Raw genomic sequence first — 23443 nt, 5'->3', positions numbered from 1 at the left:
AATTTGAATGCCTCCCAAATATTTTTTTGTGCATCTTGCTGCATGGAACAGCATTAAACATAGCTATTCCATGCAGTGGACGCTTAATTCAGATGATGGATCTGATGCTGAGAAGCATAGATCTGGATCGTTTCTCCAACAGGTAAACGTTGATCATGATAAGCGGTCCAAGTGATTCCATTCTCCATGTCCAGAATGACTTCATAACGGTCACCCATATAGCTCACATGTCGAATAGTCCCTGTAAAAGGTAGAGAGGAAGCATCCTCCTGAGACCAACGTAAATGTTCCGGACGAAGCATTTGCTTATCAGGAACGATCCAGTTGGATTTTCCAATAAAATGAGCTACAAAGGGATGATTTGGTTTCTGATAAATCTCCTCAGGAGAGCCTGTTTGTAAAATCGTGCCGCCCTGCATAACGACCACTTCATCTGACATAGACATCGCCTCGGTTTGATCATGGGTAACATATAAAGCGGTAATGCCCATGTTCCTCACCAAGGAGGTTAACTCCAGCCTCATTTCATCTCGCAAGACCGCATCCAGCGCACTTAAAGGCTCATCGAACAATACGAGCTGGGGTCTAGTAACTACAGCTCTGGCAAAAGCAACCCGCTGCTGTTGTCCACCGGACAGCTGATGGGGAAAGCGTAGCTCGAGTCCTTCCAGCTTTACAGAACGAAGGGCTTGCTGAACCCTAATCCGTAAATCTTTCTTCTGCTTAGAGGCTCGAAGTCCGAAGGCGACATTCTCGAAGACAGTCAGATGCGGCCAGAGTGCGAAATCTTGAAAGACCATGCCAAAGTTGCGGCTATGGATCGGGCGACTAATTCTTTTGTTGCCTGAGAAGATAAACTCCTCATCCATTAGGATTTCTCCCGCATCCGGTGTTTCTAGCCCAGCAATCAGACGGAGTAGTGTCGTCTTTCCACAACCTGAAGGACCGAGTAATGTCGTAAAGCTTCCAGCGGGAATCTTCAGATCTGCCGCCTTCAAAGCATGCACATCTCCGAATTTCTTTTCCAAACTGTGGATTGTAATTTCCTTCATCTCTATCTACCTGCCTGTTCTTAAGCTTGTTCTTAGTGTAAAGGTAAAGAATTCCCGCTATATTTGCTGAATGTAACTGTGATATTAACTTTTTTGCCGATTTATTTTAACATTCATAGAATTCTTCTATGGTACCGTTTAGGGAATAGGCGAGGGAGTGGAGAAAAATGAACCTTAATTTAATCAAGCTGGAAATCGTAGAACTGCTAAATAAACATAAGAAAATAACTACAGTAGCCGATAAACTCGGACTGAAGCAGCCCACTGTTACGTACCATTTGAAGAATTTAGAGCAGCAATTGGGGGAGAAGTTATTTGAATCCAGAATGGATAAAATGATTCTTACGGAGAGTGGAAAAGCGTTTCTTCATTATGCAACTAAAATCAATGCACTCGCTGCAGAAGCGGAGCGGGTTGTAAAAGAGTTCAGTCAGGCGGGTCGCGGAACGCTTAAGATTGGTGCGAGTTACGTTCCAGCTACTTATATTCTTCCAAAAATATTGGGGCTGTTTGGAGAACAACATCCGGGGATTACGATCTCTTTATCGGTTAAGCCTTCCCCTGTAATCAAAGAAATGCTGGCTAGCCATGAGATTGACCTTGGTATTTTGTCTACAGAATCTTTTTATCTGCCTGATTTGCATACTCAAGCCTTGTGTGAGGACGAACTCGTGCTTGTATTTGCGCCATCTCATGAATTTGCTTCGTTTTCTAATCTAAACCCGGCTATGATTGCTTCAGCGAGTTTTATATTACATGACAAGGAATCAAGTACACGCCAACTGACGGATAAATGGTTTGAGCGGGAGGGGAATGAGCCGAGGACCTATATTTTACTGGATTCACTGGAGGCCATAAAGCAATCGCTTATGAGTGGAAGGTACGTTTCGTTTATATCGCGTCTTGCTGTGGAGGATGAAGTAGCCAGAGGAAGATTGCTAATGCGCACCATTCCAGATTATAATTTTCAAAGACATATTTATTATTCGTATAACCGTGATCGTCATTATTCTCCGCTTATTGGCCTGTTCATCGATCAGATTCGAACGCTCCGTATTTAAATACACATAATGAAGGTATGCTAGAGCCATTATATATAAGAAAGAATACATAAAATATAAGGACTGTATAAATTGAGAAATTGGTGTATAATCTTAGATGCTGTGTCGCTTTACAGCGCAAAATAGTTGGAGATTTTCACGCAGTTTTATTGTATGATATGAGGAAAGCTTTAATAGGCGATTTTTAGACAGACAATAATTAACACATTGATCCGGAAGAGAATGGGGGGAGCAGCATGACCGAACTTACGACTACCGTCAGCAAAAGCAACTCTAACAATCTGCTGCGACGGGACGTACGGTTCTTGGGGAACATTTTAGGAGAGGTCTTGGTTCACCAAGGCGGTAACGAACTACTAGAGATCGTGGAGAAAATTCGCGAAACCAGTAAATCGCTGCGCTCACTATTTTTACCTGAACTGCACAGTGAATTTAAGGAGTTAATCAATTCTTTGGATCCAGAGAACCGTCATCAGGTAATAAGAGCGTTTGCTATTTATTTTCAGCTCGTGAATATTGCCGAACAGAACCATCGGATTCGCCGCAAACGTGATTATGAACGTTCAGCTGGGGAGACAGTCCAACCCGGTTCTATAGAAAGCGCGATAAAAGAGCTTCGTGAACGTGATTTCTCTCATGAGGAAGTTAACGAGATTATTGCAGGATTATCTCTGGAACTTGTAATGACGGCACATCCAACGGAAGCTATGCGCCGTGCTATTCTCGATATTCATAAGCGGATATCTGATGATGTTATGGGTCTGGATAACCCTACCTTAACCTTCCGGGAGCGTGAACAGCTCCGTGAGAAGCTATTAAATGAAGTGATTACGCTATGGCAAACGGATGAACTGCGTGACCGTAAGCCTACCGTACTAGATGAAGTACGTAATGGGATGTACTATTTCCATGAGACGATCTTCCATGTATTGCCCGATGTTTATCAGGAACTTGAACGTTGTCTCAGTAAATACTACCCAGGGCAGAATTGGCATGTACCAACCTACTTGCGTTTTGGCTCATGGATTGGTGGAGACCGTGACGGTAACCCTTCGGTAACTTCTACAGTTACTTCACAGACCTTGCGCATGCAGCGTAAGCTGGCGATTCGGGAATATCAACGGATTATGCGTGAACTCATGAAATATCTAAGCTTTAGCACAAGTATTGTTAAGGTGACGCCTGAGCTAGCCGCATCCATTGAAGCTGATCGTGAGATCATTAATCTTGGCAAGATGGAAGAATGGCGCAATGACAATGAACCTTACCGTATTAAACTTAGCTATATGATCTCCAAGACACAAAATGTTCTGGATGATGAGAAAAAAGATACTCCTGAGCGTTATTCTACACCTGAAGAGTTTATCGATGATTTGAACGTGATTGACCGCAGCTTACGGCATCACTATGCCGATTATGTGGCCGACACTTATATTAAGAAATTGATCCGCCAAGTGGAGCTGTTCGGTTTCCATACGGCGACACTTGATGTGCGTCAGCACAGTCAAGAACATGAGAATGCCATGACTGAAATTCTGGCGAAAATGAATATTACACCGGACTACTCCAAACTGTCTGAGAATGAGAAGATTGAGCTGCTGGAGAAGCTGTTGAATGATCCACGTCCAATCACTTCTTCTTATCAGACGTATAGTGAGGGAACTGAGGAATGTCTTGCTGTGTACCGGACGATCTTTGCTTCGCAAGAAGAGTACGGCAAACAGTGTATCACCAGTTACCTGATCAGTATGGCAGAAGCGGCAAGCGACATTCTGGAGGTTATGGTCTTCTCCAAAGAGGTAGGACTATTCCGCAAAGATAACGACGGTACTGTCGTATGCACGCTGCAAGCTGTGCCACTTTTTGAAACGATTGATGATTTGCATGAAGCCCCACAAATTATGAATAGATTGCTCAGCATGCCTATCTACCGTGATGCAGTAAGAGCAATGAATGATTTGCAGGAAATCATGCTTGGATATTCAGATAGTAACAAAGATGGCGGTGTGGTCACTGCGAACTGGGAACTGCGTGTTGCTCTGAAAGAGATTACAGCTACAGCCGATAAGTTCGGAATCAAGCTGAAGTTCTTCCACGGACGTGGTGGAGCGCTCGGACGTGGTGGCATGCCGCTTAACCGCAGCATTCTTGCTCAGCCAGCCTCAACGATTGGCGGCGGGATTAAGATCACAGAGCAGGGAGAAGTTATCTCCTCCCGCTATTCAATGCAAGGGATTGCTTACCGCAGTCTAGAGCAAGCGACATCTGCGCTTGTGACTGCAGCGATTAATGCAAGAATTCCGCAAGCGGATCTATATGAAGAGAAGTGGGATGAGATTGTTGCCCGTATCTCTGAAGTTTCGCTTCACAAATATCAGGATTTGATTTTCCGTGATCCGGACTTCCTGACGTACTTCAAAGAATCAACACCTCTGCCTGAGGTTGGAGAGCTTAACATTGGTTCACGTCCTTCTAAACGGAAGAACAGTGACCGCTTTGAAGACTTGCGTGCCATTCCGTGGGTATTTGCATGGACACAAAGCCGTTATTTGCTTCCTGCATGGTATGCTGCTGGAACCGGACTGCAGAGTTTCTATGAGGGTAAGGAAGAGAATCTGAAGATTATGCAGCATATGTATGAGAACTTCTCATTCTTTACTACACTGATAGATACGCTGCAAATGGCTATCTCAAAAGCAGACTTGATCATTGCTAAGGAATACGCCAGCATGGGCAAGAACGAGGAAGCGCGTCAACGGATCTTTGGCCAGATTGAAGATGAATTCAAACTGACCTCTGAGCTGATCCTGAAGATTACTGGCCAGCAGGATATTCTGGATAACGTCCCTGTGATTCAGGAGTCGATCAGACTCCGCAATCCTTACGTTGATCCACTTAGCTACTTGCAGGTTCAGTTGCTATCTGAGCTTAGAGCGCTCCGTGAAGTCGATGGAGACGATAGCGAGTTGCTCCGCGAAGTATTGCTTACCATCAATGGCATTGCCGCTGGTCTTCGGAATACCGGCTGATATAGTCTTAACACAAAAAGTCCGCCCTTTATTAGGGCGGACTTTTTGTGCTTGTATAGGAAATTATGCAGTATCCGGCAGATTCTAAAAGATTACTTTCATGGATTCATGGAAATGCACGGTCATCATCTGACCAATATTCTTCATAAGAAGCATTATAGACCGAAATAAAGCGATGCGCTATGGCACACACGTTATGGACTTTGCCATGAATGTGTGCAAAGGATACACAAAAGGAGCGCCGGAGCCCGTGTTTGTTTGCTTCTTTATAGGAATTACTGTCTGCTCGCACACATTAACATTTTTAAGTTTCATATTTCTCTGCTTTAGGGTCAAAATGCTGAATTAAAGGGAATTATTACCCGTAAATCGGTATTATAAGGTCATTTCGATAAAATATAGGGAATTGTTCCCTTTATATCAGCTGAACTTGGTGTAATTAATTGAATTTGGCCAATATACAGGGAGAAATTCCTTATAACTTGGTCATAAAACAGCTGTGACCTAATTTATAGGGAGGTTTTCCCTATAACTCGTTCCATCAAAATGAAATCCTCAACCTACATTGGAGTCCATACACGCCAAATCACCGAAAACCCTGCGGAAAGTACAACAATGTCTGCTCCATATGCGACAAATTTAAACTAACAGAAGCCTATTCAACCGACGGGATGATTTTGTTGCCTAATACGAGTTACTTTGCTCATAAAACTAAATATTATGCTGCGAAGTGATTCTTTTGTCCTGAAAAATATTGTGGTGCTTTGCCCAATATTGATCTTTCTTGCACCACCGATGTAACCGAGATGTAGTCCGAGGGAAATGATAAGAATAATAAATTCGGGTGAAAGAGGGCATGGAGAAGAATTTTGGAACTGTAGGAGCGAATGCGATCGCCTTTATCCTCAGATTTCGACCGCTATATGCGGTTTATAATCAGGAAATCAGAGGATAACAGCGACCGAAAGTCCAACATTCTTAGGAATGTCATTGTATTCACCCTATCTTTTATTCCTAGAAATTAACTCAGTTTACAGAGAAGGTTACAATACAATCCTTGATTTTTACACAAACTTGAATTACGATTTAATTGCTTGTACCGTGGATATTTGAAAATAAATACCAAGGGCGGCAAGTCTGGGGGAGTTAACAGGTGGAGAATTTGGAAGGCAGATTGACAAAGCTCGCCTTAAAAGGCGACCAAAGAGCATTTGCCGAGCTTGTGGAACTATATAAAGACAAAATATATCATCTGGCGTACCGGATGCTGAACAATCGCCATGAGGCGGAGGATATTGTTCAGGAGACCTTTTTGCGCGTGTATAGAAACTTGGATCGGTATGATGACAAACAGAAGTTCTCTACCTGGATTTATCGGATTGGAACGAACCTCTGTATTGATAGATTACGCAAACGGAAACCAACCTATTCGCTCGATGCAGATATGAACGATCAGGAGGGCCTTGACGGCTATTCGTTGATTCCAAGTGATAATGTAACACCTGAGACCGAATTACTGCTCTCTGAGACACAGGGGCTAATCTACGAGGCCATTGACAGTCTGCCTGTGAAATACAGGTCTGTGATGATTCTTAGATACCTGCAGGATTTATCGCTTCAGGAAATAAGTGATGTGCTCGACATGCCTGTAACCACGATTAAGACGCGTGTACACAGAGGTCGTGAGTTTTTACGTAAAAAATTAGGCCCTAAAATGTAAAAATAGATTTTTTTTATGAAACATCTTTGGGAGAGCGACGTATGTAAGTTAAGCAAGTCTTATGTGTCCTGACCCTTTGTCTTAGGATAATTAAATAGCACTCATGAAAGGATTGGCTCCTATGGAATGCAAACTGGCCGTCTCTATGATGCACGACTACTTGGATGACGACTTGCCCGATCAGCAGCAGAGGGAATTGAAGGAGCATCTTCTATCCTGTCCAGATTGCCGTGCAAAGTTTAAAGAATTAGAACAGACAGATATGTTGATGTTCTCCCTAATGCATCAGAATCCTGTTGCCTCAGATGATCTTGTGAGCCGGATAATGAGTTCATTGCCAAAGACCAAGAAAGAAAATGCTTTTGTTACCTGGATCAAGAGACACCCTGCACTTACAGCGGCATCTCTGTTTCTAGTCGTAATGCTGATGAGCTCCGTAACCTTTTGGAGTCCAGATAGACAACTTGTAGTTAGAGGTGCAGATCTGGATCAAGTGGTCATCAAAGGGGATACTGTAATCGTACCTTCCGGCAAGATTATTACCGGTGACCTTACCATAGAGAATGGTAAAGCACAGGTATATGGGGAAGTGAACGGCAACGTAACAGTCATTGACGGTTCTCTGTATCAGGCTTCAACAGCTCATATTTCCGGGCAAGTCAAAAGCATAGACCAAGCGGTAAGTTGGCTCTGGTATAAAGTGACGAACATGTTCTCTGAAGTTGCCTACCGTTAAAGAAAGCGACAGTGGTTACCTTGAGCTGGAATATTATTTTGCGCCTCTTTTTCCGGAAAGATGGCGCTTTTTTGTTGCCTAAAATTAGAAAATTTAGAAAATGGGTGAGGGGCTAAACTTGCAACTGGAGCCCGAACGTTATAACCTAGATATTGATACAGATCTAACAGACATTTTACATAAACCCAGCTAATATGAAATGACGGGGGTTTTAGGCAATGAGTTATTTTACAGACTTAACATGGAAAGATTCCATTAAAGATATTGTTGATATACTGATCGTCAGCTACATTATTTATAAAGTGCTTAATATGGTCCGCGGAACTCGAGCGATTCAGCTGCTGAAGGGGATTCTGGTCCTGGTTTTGATTTGGGCTGTGAGTACCATCCTAGACCTCTATACGCTCAAATGGCTGATGAATCAAATGTTTACATTCGGTGTACTGGCGGTCTTTATCATCTTTCAGCCAGAACTACGAAGGGGACTGGAGCAGCTTGGACGAGGTAGGTTTTTCGGACGGGCTGGGGAAAGTGATGAAGAACTCAGTAAATTAATTGGCGAAGTGATTAAAGCCGTAAATTATTTATCACATAGAAAAATAGGGGCATTAATCGTATTCGAGCGAGAGACAGGCCTCAATGAATATACGGAATCGGGTATCGCCATGCGTTCTCTGGTCAGCTCTGAGCTGCTGATTAACATCTTTATACCTAACACCCCTTTGCATGACGGAGCCCTTATTATGCAAGGGAACCAGATCGCCGCGGCTGCATGTTATTTACCTTTGTCTGAGAACCCTTTTATTAGCAAGGAACTGGGGACACGGCATCGTGCAGCTATCGGGATTAGTGAGGTTGCGGACTCAGTATCTGTCATTGTCTCAGAGGAGACAGGACAGATTTCTCTGGCCATCAATGGTCAAATTGTAAGGGACATTAAGGAAGAATCAATGATTTCGAAGCTCCATCAAGAGCTGAGCGTAAGTTCATCACTGAAGGAGAAAGGTTCAACTTTCTGGAAACGGAAGGGGGACAAAAATCATGGATAAGTGGATGAACAATAACAATTTCAATAAGATTCTTGCCCTTGTGTTTGGGATTATTCTGTTTACAATGGTGCGTGTCGACACAGCACCTGTTGGACAGACCACGGTCGATACTAAGTCGAAGATTATTGAGAATGTAAAGATCGAAGAGATCGGTCTAGATAAAGATAAATATGTGCTGGAATACAAGGATGTAGATAGTGTCAGTATGGAGGTTAAGGGGAAGAACTCCGATATCTCCTTTCAGTTCTCGGACGACTATAAAGTGACCCTTGATCTAAGTAAGGTTGAGCCTGGAGATAATACGCTGCCACTCTCGTATTCATTACCTAGAGGTGTAACTCTTGTAAGAATGACTCCTAAAGAGGTCAACGTACATGTAGAGCTGCGAAATACAAAGTCTTTTCCCGTAACTTTGGTTACCAAGGGAGAACCAGCAGCGGGGTATCAATTAGGTACCCCAGTCTTGCAGCCTACGGATACTGTTGAGGTTACGTTGCCAGATAATGAGTTAAGCAAAGTGGTGAAGGTACAAGGCACTATTGAGCTAAATGGCGAGAACGAAACCTTTAAAGAGAAGAAATTGAAGCTGCATGCTTATGATAACGAAGGAAAAGAAGTGAAGGATGCCGTCATTGAGCCGGCTACCGTTTCGGTGGAATTGCCAATTACCTTGCCTTTTAAGAGCTTACCGCTGGATATCGGCTTTACCGGACAACTTCCGGGTTCCCTTGTCTTATCAAATGTGACACCTGAGCTGGAATCAGTCGTGGTATATGGTCAAGCCAATGCATTAGCTGCATTATCTACCTATGAAGCAACTGTCGATCTTAGCGCTATAGATTCTGCAGGAACGAAGCAGCTGAAGGTAGAACTGAAACCTCCGGCAGGAACTGAGAAAGTAATGCCTGAAACCGTGAGCGTTTCATTAACGATTTCAGAAATTGCTGAACGGACGGTTGAAGCGGTACCCATCAAGTTACAGGGTGTCGGTGATGAGTTAGAAGGAAGTATTGTTAATCCAACAAGCAAGGATATAGCCCTTACCTTAACAGGTGCACCTACTTTGCTAAATCAATTAAATAAAGACGATATAGGTGTTGTGGCTGATGTGACTGGCCTTACTGCCGGAACTCACGAGGTTTCTTTACGGGTATCACTGCCTAAATTCATCGCACTGGCTAATTCAAGTGTGCCGCTTACGGTAACTGTTCAGTTGCTGTCACCTGCAACGCCGGTGCCTACGCCTCATCCAGACACGGGTAGTGTACCTACTCCTGAGCCAAGCTCTGAACCTGTTATAGGTGATGAGGAGGCCACTGAGAAGCCTACCCATAGCGGAGAAGTTGGAGCTACAGCGACGCCTGTCCCCACGGATAGCAGTCCTGAGAATAATGGCACAGCTAACACAAGTACGAATTCCGAAAATCCTGTAGGTACAGGGGGCACGTAACCTTTTATTGAAATACGTCTTTTAGGATATGTCCCAAAGGTACACCAAAATAGTATTCAAATCATAGGATAGAACATTAAGCTAATGTAGCGTATTCAAAGGAGAAAAATAATGGGGAAGTATTTTGGAACTGACGGTGTGCGGGGAGTAGCAAACCGTGAATTAACTGCAGAAATGGCTTATAGCATTGGTCGCTGTGGAGGATATGTACTAGCGGGTAACGTGCATAAACCAAAGGTTGTCATTGGGATGGATACACGTATTTCCGGACCATTGCTTGAATCGGCTCTTATTGCTGGATTGCTGTCTATTGGGGCAGATGTAATCCGTATAGGTGTAGTGAGTACACCTGCTGTTGCCTATATTACGAGATTATTAAAGGCAGATGCGGGGGTCATGATTTCGGCATCACATAATCCGGTTGAGGATAATGGCATTAAGTTCTTTGGCGGAGATGGATTCAAGCTTACGGATGAAACTGAGCTGCGCATTGAAGAACTAATGGATGCTGAGGTAGATGAATTGCCTCGTCCTATCGGCTCTGGTTTAGGTATGGTTACGGTTGATAATGACGCCAAGTACCTCTATCTGGAGTATTTGAAGACAACCATTTCTCAGGATTTCAAGGGTATTAAGGTTGTACTCGACTGTGCTCACGGCGCAGCGTATGAACTTGCACCAAGATTGTTCAGAGAGCTGGGCGCTGAGGTTATTTCTATTGGTGCTGAGCCTGATGGATTGAATATTAATGCTGGATTTGGTTCGACACATCCAGAGACTTTGCGTGAGGAAGTATTACGTCATGGAGCGGATTTGGGACTTGCTTTTGACGGAGATGCTGACCGATTGATTGCGATCGATAATAAAGGTGATGAAGTGGACGGAGACTTTATTCTCTGTATTTGTGGAGATGCAATGAACCGTGCTGGTAAGCTGAAAGATAGCACAATTGTATCAACGGTTATGAGTAATATCGGATTCTACAAAGCTACCGAGAAATTATCCCTGAACACTGCTAAAACAGCTGTAGGCGACCGGTATGTGATGGAAGAAATGCGCCGTGGCGGTTTTAATCTAGGTGGAGAACAATCTGGACATGTTATCTTTCTTGATTTTAATACAACAGGTGATGGTATTCTGACGGCTATCCAGCTGGTAGATACACTTAAAGCTTCTGGTAAACAACTTAGCGAGGTTAAGGGCATGATGACGAAATACCCGCAGGTGCTGGTCAATGTTCGTGTACAAGATAAGACGAATTATCCTAACAACCAGGCTATCGAAGCAGCTATCGCTGAAGTAGAAGGCAAGCTAGGCGACAATGGTCGTGTGCTTGTACGTCCGTCCGGTACGGAGTCTCTGATTCGCGTCATGGCAGAGGGCCCTGATAAGGCAGATCTAGATCTTTATGTGAATCAAATTGTAGAAGTTGTTCAACGTGAATTGGTATAATTCATTACTATAACTTTATAGCCGGTGTGATGAACGAGATCGTATCGGGATCATTACACCGGTGTTTATTATTTCTTGAATGGATCGTCTAAACAGGGATCTGTGAAATTTAGGTTATTCAGCATTGCCAAAGTAATACAAGGTGCATATAATAGATTAAGTGTCATTCTAGAAGGAAAGCGGGGATTGTGAGGTTTGCAATAGCAAGCGCCAGAGCTTGGTCGAGCGCGGGGGAGAAGGGAAAGCTGCTACATGGTTATGTAGACAAAGGCTTGAACGGATCACGGCAGACGTAAGCTGACGAGGTGGAGGTGTTCGAAATGTTCGGCGGGGACCTCCCGGTGATGCACCAGAGCCGTAAATGGAGACGGAAAATGGAAGGGCGACCTTTCACACAACGTTTTCATGGGTGCATAGGAAATATAAAAATTCATGTGTGCGCGCATCGTAAAGAAACACGGTAGTTCTGCCACGGCAGAGAAGAAGGCTGTGCATTTCATGAAACATAAGATGTAAGTGACAGTTTATTTTGTTGATCCAAAATACAACAGAATATTTGCTTTTTCTCAAAAACATGCCGCACGGCACGTTTCTTTCCTTATGCCGCCACATTACGATAACTCGGACGGGGGAAATTATAATGTGTGGTATTGTAGGATATATTGGTAATCAGAATTCGCAGGGGATCTTGGTTGAAGGATTGAAGAAGCTGGAGTATCGGGGATATGATTCCGCTGGTATTGCTGTATTCACCGGCGAAGGACTGCAAGTAGTGAAAGCACAAGGCCGTTTGGCGAATCTGCAGTCGAAGCTGGAAGGCAGCCCACTGGCAGGTAGCGCAGGTATCGGACACACACGCTGGGCAACTCACGGTAAACCATCCGATGAGAATTCCCATCCACATACGGATAACAGCATGAAGTTCTCGGTTGTTCACAACGGCATTGTCGAAAACTATCTGGATCTGAAGGAAGAGCTGATCGCTGGCGGATGCCACTTTGTCTCCGAAACAGATACAGAAGTTATTTCACATCTGATTGCTCGCGAATATGATGGGGATATCGTGAAAGCTGTGCAAAAAGCGATTACCTTTATGCGCGGTGCATTTGCATTAGGCGTCCTGACTGAATATGAACCAGATAAATTGGTCGCTGTGCGTCAAGCAAGCCCGCTCATCATCGGTCTTGGCGAAGGAGAAAACTTTATCGGGTCAGATATTCCTGCACTGCTTGAATATACCCGTAACGTATATATTTTGAACGACGGCGAAATGGCAGTCTTGACAAGAGATGCTGTCGAACTGATGACAATTGAAGGCAATTTTATTTCTCGGGAAATGATTACTGTCGATTGGGATGAAGTTACCGCAGAAAAAGGCGGCTACGAGCATTTCATGTTGAAAGAAATCCACGAGCAGCCTAAGGCTTATCGCGACACTATGCGGGGGCGTATTAATGCCGAAGGAAACAAGGTTGTCTTGCCTGAACTAAACATGACTGAAGAACAAATCAAGAATATTCGTAACATCCAAGTTGTTGCTTGCGGAACAGCTTACAACGCTGGCGTGGTAGGACGCTCTTTGATTGAATCTTTGGTTCGTATTCCAGTAGAGAATGATATCGCTTCGGAATATCGTTACCGTTCACCAATCGTGACGCCAGAAACTTTGGTTATCGTTGTCAGCCAATCCGGTGAGACTGCAGATACTTTGGCAGCTCTACGTGAAGCTCAAGCTAACGGTGCACATGTATTGGCGATCACTAACGTAGTGGGCAGCTCTATCGCTCGTGAAGCGAATGATGTTTTGGTGACCTTGGCTGGTCCAGAAATTGCTGTAGCGTCGACCAAAGCTTACACTTCACAATTGATTGCCTTCGGATTGTTTGCTCTATACTTGGCTGAGGTACGTGGTACACAAACTGAGGCACAAGTGGCTAAAATTCTAGCAGCTATGCAAGCTCTACCAGAGCAAGTGGAAGAGATTCTTGCTCAAAAAGAAGCGATCAAGGGTTATGCAGAACAAATTTCTGAGCACAAGAACCTGTTCTTCATCGGCCGTGGTATAGACTACGCAGTTGCTCAAGAAGGTTCCTTGAAGCTGAAAGAAATCTCTTATATTCACTCCGAAGCTTATGCTGCAGGTGAATTGAAGCATGGTACGTTGGCTCTGATTGAGGAAGGCGTTCCGGTTATTGCCTTGGCAACTCAGGAAGCTGTGCTTGAGAAGACTGTCAGCAACATCAAAGAAGTGAAAGCTCGCGGCGCAGACGTGCTTGCAATCACTCACCAAGAGCATTTGACTGACCTGCTTAGATCAGTCGATCAAGTGTTTGTTATTCCTAAGACATTGCCTATGCTGACAGCAGCGTTGTCTGTAGTACCTCTGCAATTATTGTCTTATTATGCTTCTCTTGCGCTGGGTCATGACGTGGATAAACCACGTAACTTGGCGAAGAGCGTTACTGTGGAGTAGGTTATATCCTTTCCCCAAAAATCGTGTCTGGTGACAATAAAGTTGGTGTCTGGACATTAATATTGGTCCCTAGACATAAAAGTTGGTGTCTGAACATTATTGTTGGTGTATGATGATATAAAAGTGTAAGAGTCGTCCTTGAATTATAGAGGACGGCTCTTTCTATAGATATGGACATGATATTTCTTAGCTTCTTCTCATTATTGCGATTCAGCCTTTTCCTCGGGAGCAATGAAAGGCGGAATGCCCTTGACCCAATCATCGGAGATGTAACTTCTCCTGTTGACGGAATGGTTTCAAACGTTTTTCGAACGGGGCATGCGTGTATATTACTTCTAATGAGGGAGCAGAAATATTGATCCGCGTTGGAATTAATACAGTTAAATTTAAAGGTCAGTATTTTACAAATAATGTTAAAGGAGGGGGTGTGAAAATTAAGGAGACTTTATACTCGCGAGATAGTTGTGTTTTTTGTCTCCTTTTTTTATGTCTGACAGGAGGGTTAAGTACAAACTATTGATTAAGTTGCCATTCTCTCCCTTGCATAAGTAAGATAATACCATTAAATTCCATTAATTACAGGAGAAATATGAGAAGACTCGATTATTTATTAAATACAAGTCAAGGTAATTACCAAGCTCACATTGACCGTTTTGGAAGGCGATTTAGTCTCAGAATAGACCAGGAACCTTACAGTAAAAAGAGCATGCGCGATCCTGAAAAAAAAGTATTTCATGAACAAGTAGATGCTTATATGCGAATAAATAGACGAGGACCGTTTCGAGGGCCAGTCATTATGCAGATGGACTTCTTCCCTTCTAGAGGGAACCCGCCTAGTATTCACCATCTCCCGAAAAACTATATTGATTTGTTATACCGAAGATCCTCAGAACACCGTTTGCGATTTCCGTTATATGATGATCGCCAAATCAGTATATTAATTGTTAATTATCACGTACAATTCCCAGTAGAGAATCCAAGTATTAGAATATCCATGGCTTCGCTGGGAGACTACTTAAAAGATTTAAAGCTATTAAGCTTAATTAAATCAGAACACAGGTTTACTGAAGATGACTGGTGCTATAGTTATGATTCCAGTGAAATATTTTATCGTGATAAGGAGAATATCGAATTTGAGAGAGCATATGATCGGTTATTAGATCATCGTGAATTTTTGTCTGACATTGGTAAGGAATACAGTGAAGCTAATTTTGAAAACATCTTAATTAGAGATGCACAGGCCGCTTTTTTAAAATTAAATAAATTTGATTCAAGTGATCTTGCTTATATCTATTTTACCCAACCATCCGGGTTAGGAGATATCATGGACAGTTTATTTAATGAAGGACGGAGCTGGATTATCTCTTCACCCTTTAATGAATTAAAACCATTTGGCCTTCCAACCCAGGAAGGAGAGACGGGAGTATTTAAAGAAACTGTTAGACAAAAGATGAATGAATTCTGCAAACGTTATCCTTTATTAACACCCTTATTAGCGAACTTAAGTCTTACAATCCTGTATATACCGCCAAGAAACCAAGAGATCGATTTAGACAATTTGGCTCGATATATTGTACCTTTAGTAAATGAAGCCCTCAATCCGCCTACTAGCTTTTGGTTCTCAGAAGTACCGAAAAAATTCCCGAAACATACAATAATTCAGTATCAGGTTATCAAGTTACCACGTTCAATGGGTGATCCGTCTGATGGATTAGTCAGTATACTTTTAAATGAACACGAAACCTATAACAACATATGGGAAGAAACTGATTCAATAATTGAAAGATGGTCAGATATTGCTTTAGATTAAACTGAGTATTGATGATTAAGGAGATGAAATTGTAGATTAGCCAAAGACTTGCAGGATTCGGCTTGAAGCTGACCATTGAAGGCAGGTGCGGTTTGCAAAGCGTTTCTTTCTGTCGTGGCCTGCCGAGAGTAGATTTCTAATCAACAGCTACTCTAGGTAAACGACCGTGGCACTACAATAGCTATTGCTCAGGATTAACGGCATGTATCCAGATGAAAAAAACGCGTTGGGGCAGCTGAATAGACTATCAACATGTCGAGCATAAGATAAGTTTGTCATTTGTGAATATAAAATCCCCATCTAAAGGTCTACAGAATCAAGTTTAAATCTTGGCATACAAAAAGCCGTCCAGTGGACGGCTTTATTCTTTGAGCGTTGCCCCAGGGTTACTATGAACCATGCAATCCATACACCAACTCTCCGCAAGCCACCAGGGACAACAGTATAATGATAGAGCTCATAAGCACCATTCCCTTCTTAGGTAAAGAGGCAAGAATAGCAACTGAAGTACTTGTTAGACCTGCAAAGAGGTTTCCTAAGAACCAGTTGTTTTGCAAATGAAGCATCGCGTAGGAGAGCGAAGGAATTGAACCTACACCGGCGGCACACAAGGTGTACATAACAAATTTATAGCATTATCAGAAGAAATACAAATAAAAGAATTATCACGCATTTTAACCAAACGTAGAGTTTCGTTTGCTGGGGAGTCGGCAGCAGCTCCGCACTTCAGGTTGCCCTCGGAAACAACTGGGCGGACAAGCTTACGCTGCATAAGTATCCGAAAATAGATAATAATGAAGGTGGAAGGTTTTCAAATTCATGGCTGTGTACCCACTCTGAGCCGAAACAGAGCCTCTAAAAATCAAATACTATCCTTGTATAAATTGGAAGAGCAGCATATAATATTTGCAAGTAAAATGATGGCTTCCCTTTATATAAGGTGGAGCCATCATTTATATATAGATTAAAATATATCAAATGACTGTGAATTTGTCCTTGGAGGTGGGTGATGTCAAAGCGTAGCTCTCGAATGGCTCAACTTCAAAAGAATTATATTAAAAAGGGTAGAGGATTGGGAAGAGGTGCTGACTACAGCCCCTTTATTCAAGGGCATGACAATAAGATTGCTTCTGAGGGCTGGATTACACGACATAAAGGTTGGAAGACCCAAAGAGTCCACCATACGCTTTCTGAGCATGAACGGAAGTACTTATATTACTGTGAATGGCTAGATGAGGTTATTGATATCAGAGAGCAATGGCCTTTACTGCCTCTTGAAAAAACGATCGAAATTGCAAATGAACTGGGAATCGAGCATGCTAATCTTGACGGAACTCCTGTAGTTATGACGACTGATTTTAGGCTTACAATATCTTCTTCAAAATGTGAATTTGATGTTATTCGTACAGTCAAACCTAAAAGTGAATTGGATTACAGAACTTTAGAGTTGTTTGAAATTGAGCGTGTTTATTTTGCGGAAGCAGGCATTGATTGGTGCATTATCACGGAAGATAAGATTCCCGATATATTGGTGAAAAACGTAGAGTGGATGGCAAGTGCTAAGTATTTAGAGACTAGAGAAGGGGTCAATGTAGAGTTAGTGAACCTAGTTTCTGAACCACTATTACAATTATTTTTAGATGATGCTGGAAAAACAGTTTTAACGAATCTATGTTTAAGTGCGGACAGGAGATTTGGTTTAGAGGCAGGCACTTCAATGTTCGTCCTTCAACATAATTTAGCCAACAAGAGATGGGGAACGGATATGGAGAAGAAAATAATCAAAGAAAGAGAGCCACTAATCATATCGGATTTACGCAGTACAGGGTATTCCAGTCAATTTGCATAATGAAAGGATCGTGAGTTTTGTGGAACTAATCGTTAATTCTGTGATTGAAAGATTATCTGAAGATTACAAAATTGAAGATATCTTGCGAGTTCTTTGGATTGATGCAAATTTGGAAGATGTCGTTGTGATGAGTATTAAAGACTATAAGCGGAAGAGAGTCCCCTATTGGGTTAATTACGCTATCCTAATTGACGAAATTCATGAGGGCCACAGCAGGATTATAGAGTTTGATGAGGAGATACAACTTTTATCACCTAACCATAATTATTTAGAGAAGTACAAAGAAAATCGCAATCGACGATGGGAGCTGATTAAAAGACTTGCACAATGCGAGCCCGATATTTATTTCCCTGAAACTAGAGGGAAGTTACTAAAAGAAGCGTTTTTAGATACAGGGAAATCTCAGAAAGTAATACGTGAGTACTTGTTAAAATACTGGTTTCATGGGAAATCTAAAAATGCTTTATTGGATAATTATATCTTCTGTGGAGCAGTGGGAACAAAGCGGAAATATATAAAAAAACCAGGTCCTTATTCGGCGAATAGATATATAGTATCTGAGGCGGATATTGAGATTTTTAAATCCGCTATTCGAATATTTCACATTCGCCAAGGAATGAATATTTCAACGACACATGAAAGGATGTGTGAAACTTTCTATAAACGCGGTTACTACAGGAAATATGGTGTACGCGTACCTATAGTTGATTTTGACCGGGCCCCCAGTTTACGTCAGTTTCGATATTGGTACAAAAACAGTTCATCAGAATTTGGACGTGAGGTTAATAAACGAGGTAAACGGAGAGCCACTATGAAGGTTCGACCATTAATCGGAAACGCCTCGGAAAGAGCATTCTGTGTTGGGGCTGTTTTTGAGGTGGATGCAACGCGGTCCGACATTATACTGGTTTCTTTTGACCGTAGAACCATACTAGGAAAGCCAACGCTGTATGTTGTAATCGATGTCTTCAGTAGGCTTATCGTTGGTTATCATGTTAGTTTAGCATCTGAATCTTGGTTTGAGGCTATGGTGGCAGTGGAGCATGCTGCAGCAAATAAGGTTGAAAGTTGTGCACGTTATGGTATTCATATTAAAGAAGATGATTGGCCGTGTCATGCGTTACCTCAAAGTTTGATTGGCGATAGAGGAGAACTAAAAGCTCAAATGTCTGAAAGGTTTGTGAATTTGAATGTAGACGTTCTAAATGCACCATCTTACCGCGGGGATTTGAAACCATATGTTGAGTCTCATTTTCACATTAACAATGAAACAATCCGTCAATTGTTATCAGGTTCTACAGAAGCGAAACAGATTAATAGAGGGGATTATGATCCTTCTCGTGAGTCAGCATGGACGATTGAGGAATTCAACAGATTCTTGATCGTATATTTCATTACCTATAATGCAAGTGCATTAAGCAAAGATTTTGTTCCTACCAAAGATATGTTTATGGATCAAGTGGAGTTGACTCCTTTAAAAATATGGAACTGGGATAAGGGCAGAAGATTACTACATGAGAAGAGTCAAGATGAGCTTCGATACAATCTATTGCCTCGAGAAATTGGTAAAGTCACCCGCTTTGGAATACAATTCAAAAACTTATATTATACTTCTCAGTTGGGGCTGGAAGAAGGCTGGTTTGAAGGAAAAGGTACTGGGATAGATGGAAAACGCGAAGTGGAAATAAGTTATGATCCGAGAAACTGCAGCAGTGTTTTTATAAGACGAGGCAAAAAACTAATTCCTTGTTTACTTACTGGTAGATCCAAGGAGTTTGTAGGACACCATTTTAACGAAATTGATAAACTATTTGAATACAGAGACAACCAGATAAAGGAGCAGGAGAAGAACGAGAAGCAACACAAGGCTGAACTTCATACATTTACTGCTGAGCTTGATAAATTGACTTCAAGAATGACGAAGGAAGCTACACGAGAAACAAGCTTTTATTCAAGAAAGCAAAATATGCGTGAAACACGCGCAAAAGACAGTAACACGTGGGGAGCAATGTCAGCAATAGCCCCTATTGAAGTAAACAACTCTGTTGATTTAGCTGATGCACCCGCATCCGCAAAAGTTATTTCGTTTCAAAATAAAGTAGAAGAAGGATCTACGTTGGGCAATGCGGAGATTCAGTCCCTTTTTACCAAGAAAAGCCAAGAGCGGAGGATACGTGATGAGCGAGATCAATAAGGGTGGTTTCTCGGGATATAATGGAGTACATGTAGCTGCTCATTACACAGAGCAGATTAATCCCAAAAATCGTGAGAATCCCTTTATTGAGGCTTTACCAGATCGAATCGATATTGATTCTTTTATTGATACATTGAATTCGGAACCACCGAAAGACTTGAAGTTTAAACAATTGCCTGCTGAAGACAGGCTAGAACTTGTTCAGCAGATTAAGCCTGATTTTTGGCTGCCTTTCCCTGCGCATTACGATAAGTATAGAAATTTGTATTCAATGATAAAGTTGGGTTATCAATCGCGTAATCCACTTCAAGCGATATATAATCGTCAGTTTGCAGTCGGACTTGATAATATTTTTAAAGCAGGTGTGGATGATCAAGGGAGAAATCTGGCAGGTAACGTTCATACTGCGCAAAGCTTAGTGGAGATTGCTATTAATGGCTTTGGAAAGTCACAAATATATGAACGGATGCTAAATCAGTTGTTTCCTAAGGTTATTCATCATAATAAGTATCATGAAAGGTTGATAACAACCACTCAACTCGTGTGGTTAAAAGTGGAGTGTCCGTATAACAAGTCAGTAGGTACTTTTATAAAAAGTTTTTATGCTGAGGTCGACAAGGCACTTGGTACAGCTTTTTATGAAAAATGGGGAGAGAGGCCGGGAACCATCGACAAACATGTAATGAGAATGATTCAAGTTGCCTCTCAAGTTAATCTGGGAGTTCTGGTCATTGATGAAATTCAAAAAATACAGTCGGCATACTCAGGCGGGAAAGAAAATATGATCGATTTTATTACTCAACTTGTTAATACATTAGGAATTCCAACGATCTTGATAGGATCCTTTAAAGCGTTGTATCTGTTTAAGGATTCGTTGGCTAACACTCGAAGAGGAATACCAAATGGGTTTTCTGAGAATATATCGGGACATATGATTGAAGAAAGTTGGGAGTGGGAGTATTTTATTGAGAACCTCTGGGAGCAGCAATACACATTAACATATACAGAACTCACACCTGCTCTTTGTAAGGCAATGTATTTCTATTCAATGGGCATACCAGATTTTGCAGTTAAATTGTTTATGCACGTACAATCAAAAGCTATAGTACAGGGGGGAGATGAAAAAATTACAGTAGGTCTTATCCGAGAGGTTGCAGAAATCAGTTTAGGTTTAGTTCGGCCTATATTTGAAAAAATCCGTTCAGGAGACTATTCCGTTTATAAGGATTTAGACGAGATTAAACCGGATTGGGCACCTTTGAACGGATATCTTAAACAAGTATCACATCAAATAAACGTTCAAGGAAGTGTTGCTAAAGAGCATTCACGAGTACTTGAAAAGAAGAAAGAAGACGAAATATTATTGCAATTGAATAGTTTTGCCTTGCAATTTGATCAGCCATCTACAAAACTGACGAGTGTTATTAATGAAGTCTATGAAGCCGGCAAAGGATTAAGTGATCTAACTCTAATGTATGCTCAAATTGCAAAGAAACTTGTATGCAAAGAAGAGTATGAAGGGAATGAATCAAAGGGAAGTAAACATACTTCTAGAAAAACTGTAAAGGAAAAAGTCGAGCGATCGGCTTCTTCAGGTGATATTCGATATATAGTGGCTGAAGGTCATAAGCAGGGACTAACCACAGAAGAGGCACTTGAGAAAAAAAATTATATACGAGATATAAATGAATTGCGCAACTTAACTTCCTGAAAGGGGGGATATATGATACAATTACTCACTTTTCCAGAACCTCTGCCGGATGAAGACTTCAGAAGCCTTATATATCGATATCATCTTCGATCTGGCAATAGTGAGATCATGCAAAGTAAACATGATTTATTCGGTGTTCGTTCCTATAAGCACACGTTCTTTCCTAAGAATTTACAAGTGTTGCTTGATAGATTACCGGAAGGACATCCATTTTCGTTAGAACAAATACTAAACGATTACACCTGGTATGGATTGTATCGTGCGTTCTTTACAGTGGAGCGGCATAAAATAATGCTTAAAGCAATCATGGCTAGCTCACCCGATCAAAGGAATTCTAAAGGACAGCCAGCGAACACCGCTAATTCCATAATATCTTCAGAAATGAAGTATTGTCCTCTATGCATCTTTAATGATTATGAACAGTATGGTGAAATCTATCTACATCGACAGCATCAAATATCTTTTTTGAAATTTTGCCCTTATCACAATGTTCAATTGATTGCGAAATGTCGTGAGTGTGATGTTCTATACGGATCCAATGAGACTGGTCAACTGTTACGGCAACCATATTGTAAAAATGGACATGCCTTTCCTGCCGAGCATATTGATATTAATCAGGCGAAATATCAACTTCAGATCGAACTTATGGAAGAATTACTATACGTTCGATATCATTATAAAGATTTGACGGCTTTAAAAATCCAAATAAAGCTTTATCAACATTTATTTCAGCAAGGCTATATTACTATCTCTGGTACATTTCTAAAGAAAAAGCTTTTTGAAGATTATAAGAATTGGCATACGATTCCGTATAATGATATTTTTGACGTGAATAATTTATCCAGTTTGTATTTTCAAAACTCGTTTCTAAAACCAGAGTGTATGCCTCAGTTTATAAATTTTTATTTATTGTTGGCTAAGTTTTTGAATAGTTCATTAAGAGAGATATTGTTAAGCAAGAAACCATATGCAACAAGTATTCCCCTTGGACACGGGCCCTGGACCTGTCTTAATCCTGAATGCAATAATAAGGGGCAGCCCATTATAAGAACATGCACAAGAAAAACAAATGATCGTACTGGCTTGTTTTTAATTCGATACAATTGTCAAGGTTGTGGATATGAAAGTTTAATTCAGGGCTTCGTTCCTGAATTGGAAACTTTACTTACATCTCATGAATATGTATCAAAAGGATCTTTAATGCATAATGAAGCAACACTTGCCTATAAGCAGATTGCAGTTGGAGTTGACATTACAGCTTTGAAAAATAAAAAAAGAGCTGAAATGACCGAATTGCTAAATAATCATTTATTTCAAAATCGAAAAGATATTATTAAGAAAGCTGATTATCTTTATTTTTGGTTAATAAAAAATGATAAGGAATGGTTAGAAGAGAGGATACCTCCTAAAATCCCTCGAGATATGGTGAAGCTTGATTTTAAAGATATAGATAAGCAATTGCAACTAAAGATTCGTAATGGAGTGTCTCGTTTAGATTTAGAATACAAACGTCCTATAAAAACTCTTACCATTTTGAATTTGTTGGAGCCATCTGATGCTAATAGATTTCGTCATTATCATGAGCGTCTGCCATTATCTAAGATGGAAATAAACAAGTATGTTGAAAGTTCTAAGGATTTTTTGATTCGGAGTATTCCTAGGAATTATGCGAAGCTTGTAAAGCTGGGTTATGTTTCGATGACAGTAAAAGAATTTAAAGTAAAGGCATCGATCTCTTATCATTTGCATGGGGATGAAGATGTAGATAAACATATACGTAATTTTCTTCAGAAGAAAGGTGTATTGATAGATAGATGAATATAGTCTTTCAAAGTAGGGAAGAATTATTAAAGAGGT

At 41.4% G+C, this 23443-nt stretch carries 15 protein-coding genes; 14 read left to right on the top strand and 1 reads right to left on the bottom strand.

What is annotated here, in order from left to right:
• Positions 1 to 83: 83 nt before the first annotated feature.
• Complete coding sequence (locus tag CA598_RS12355) at positions 84 to 1052, bottom strand: ABC transporter ATP-binding protein (protein ID WP_094871751.1); 969 nt, start codon at positions 1050 to 1052, stop codon at positions 84 to 86.
• Between the two features lie 167 nt (positions 1053 to 1219).
• Between CA598_RS12355 and CA598_RS12350 the strand changes: the two genes are divergently transcribed.
• The 14 genes from CA598_RS12350 (at position 1220) to CA598_RS12285 (ending at position 23404) form a co-directional block, all read left to right on the top strand.
• Positions 1220 to 2113, top strand: a complete 894-nt coding sequence (locus CA598_RS12350; RefSeq protein WP_094871749.1) for a LysR family transcriptional regulator — start codon at positions 1220 to 1222, stop codon at positions 2111 to 2113.
• Between the two features lie 236 nt (positions 2114 to 2349).
• Positions 2350 to 5142: a phosphoenolpyruvate carboxylase gene (ppc, locus tag CA598_RS12345; RefSeq protein WP_094871748.1), complete on the top strand. Its 2793-nt coding sequence runs from the start codon at positions 2350 to 2352 to the stop codon at positions 5140 to 5142.
• A gap of 1153 nt (positions 5143 to 6295) precedes the next feature.
• A complete protein-coding gene (gene sigW / locus CA598_RS12340) occupies positions 6296 to 6862 on the top strand; it encodes an RNA polymerase sigma factor SigW (RefSeq protein WP_042192081.1) in 567 nt (188 codons plus the stop codon).
• Between the two features lie 121 nt (positions 6863 to 6983).
• Positions 6984 to 7598, top strand: a complete 615-nt coding sequence (locus CA598_RS12335; protein ID WP_042192079.1) for a zf-HC2 domain-containing protein — start codon at positions 6984 to 6986, stop codon at positions 7596 to 7598.
• Between the two features lie 218 nt (positions 7599 to 7816).
• A complete protein-coding gene (cdaA, locus tag CA598_RS12330) occupies positions 7817 to 8647 on the top strand; it encodes a diadenylate cyclase CdaA (protein ID WP_060625814.1) in 831 nt (276 codons plus the stop codon).
• Positions 8640 to 10097: a CdaR family protein gene (locus CA598_RS12325; protein WP_094871746.1), complete on the top strand. Its 1458-nt coding sequence runs from the start codon at positions 8640 to 8642 to the stop codon at positions 10095 to 10097. Before cdaA ends, CA598_RS12325 begins: the two co-directional genes overlap by 8 nt.
• Positions 10098 to 10208: 111 nt before the next feature.
• On the top strand, positions 10209 to 11549 hold the full coding sequence (glmM, locus tag CA598_RS12320; RefSeq protein WP_094871744.1) for a phosphoglucosamine mutase: 1341 nt from the start codon (positions 10209 to 10211) through the stop codon (positions 11547 to 11549).
• Positions 11550 to 12189: 640 nt separating this feature from the next.
• Positions 12190 to 14022 carry a glutamine--fructose-6-phosphate transaminase (isomerizing) gene (gene glmS / locus CA598_RS12315; RefSeq protein WP_094876683.1) on the top strand — a complete coding sequence of 611 codons (1833 nt, stop codon included), beginning with the start codon at positions 12190 to 12192 and terminating at the stop codon, positions 14020 to 14022.
• A gap of 322 nt (positions 14023 to 14344) precedes the next feature.
• Positions 14345 to 14542, top strand: coding sequence for a PTS glucose transporter subunit IIA (locus tag CA598_RS12310; RefSeq protein WP_256990480.1), 198 nt, complete (start codon positions 14345 to 14347; stop codon positions 14540 to 14542).
• 69 nt (positions 14543 to 14611) lie between these two features.
• On the top strand, positions 14612 to 15832 hold the full coding sequence (locus tag CA598_RS12305) for a hypothetical protein (protein ID WP_094876682.1): 1221 nt from the start codon (positions 14612 to 14614) through the stop codon (positions 15830 to 15832).
• A 1009-nt stretch (positions 15833 to 16841) separates the two neighbouring features.
• Entirely contained in the window at positions 16842 to 17681 is an 840-nt protein-coding gene (locus tag CA598_RS12300) for a TnsA endonuclease N-terminal domain-containing protein (protein WP_094876681.1), read from the top strand.
• A gap of 19 nt (positions 17682 to 17700) precedes the next feature.
• Positions 17701 to 19875: a Mu transposase C-terminal domain-containing protein gene (locus tag CA598_RS12295; RefSeq protein ID WP_094876703.1), complete on the top strand. Its 2175-nt coding sequence runs from the start codon at positions 17701 to 17703 to the stop codon at positions 19873 to 19875.
• Positions 19859 to 21586 (top strand): AAA family ATPase, encoded by a 1728-nt coding sequence (locus tag CA598_RS12290; protein WP_094876680.1) that lies wholly within the window; start codon positions 19859 to 19861, stop codon positions 21584 to 21586. The genes CA598_RS12295 and CA598_RS12290 overlap by 17 nt, the downstream gene beginning before the upstream one ends.
• 12 nt (positions 21587 to 21598) lie before the next feature.
• Complete coding sequence (locus CA598_RS12285; RefSeq protein ID WP_094876679.1) at positions 21599 to 23404, top strand: TnsD family Tn7-like transposition protein; 1806 nt, start codon at positions 21599 to 21601, stop codon at positions 23402 to 23404.
• Positions 23405 to 23443: the final 39 nt, after the last annotated feature.

It is taken from the genome of Paenibacillus sp. VTT E-133291, from assembly GCF_002264395.1.
In the GTDB taxonomy this organism is placed as follows: domain Bacteria; phylum Bacillota; class Bacilli; order Paenibacillales; family Paenibacillaceae; genus Paenibacillus_AQ; species Paenibacillus_AQ nitricinens.
This window is presented reverse-complemented; position numbering and strand designations above follow the sequence as displayed.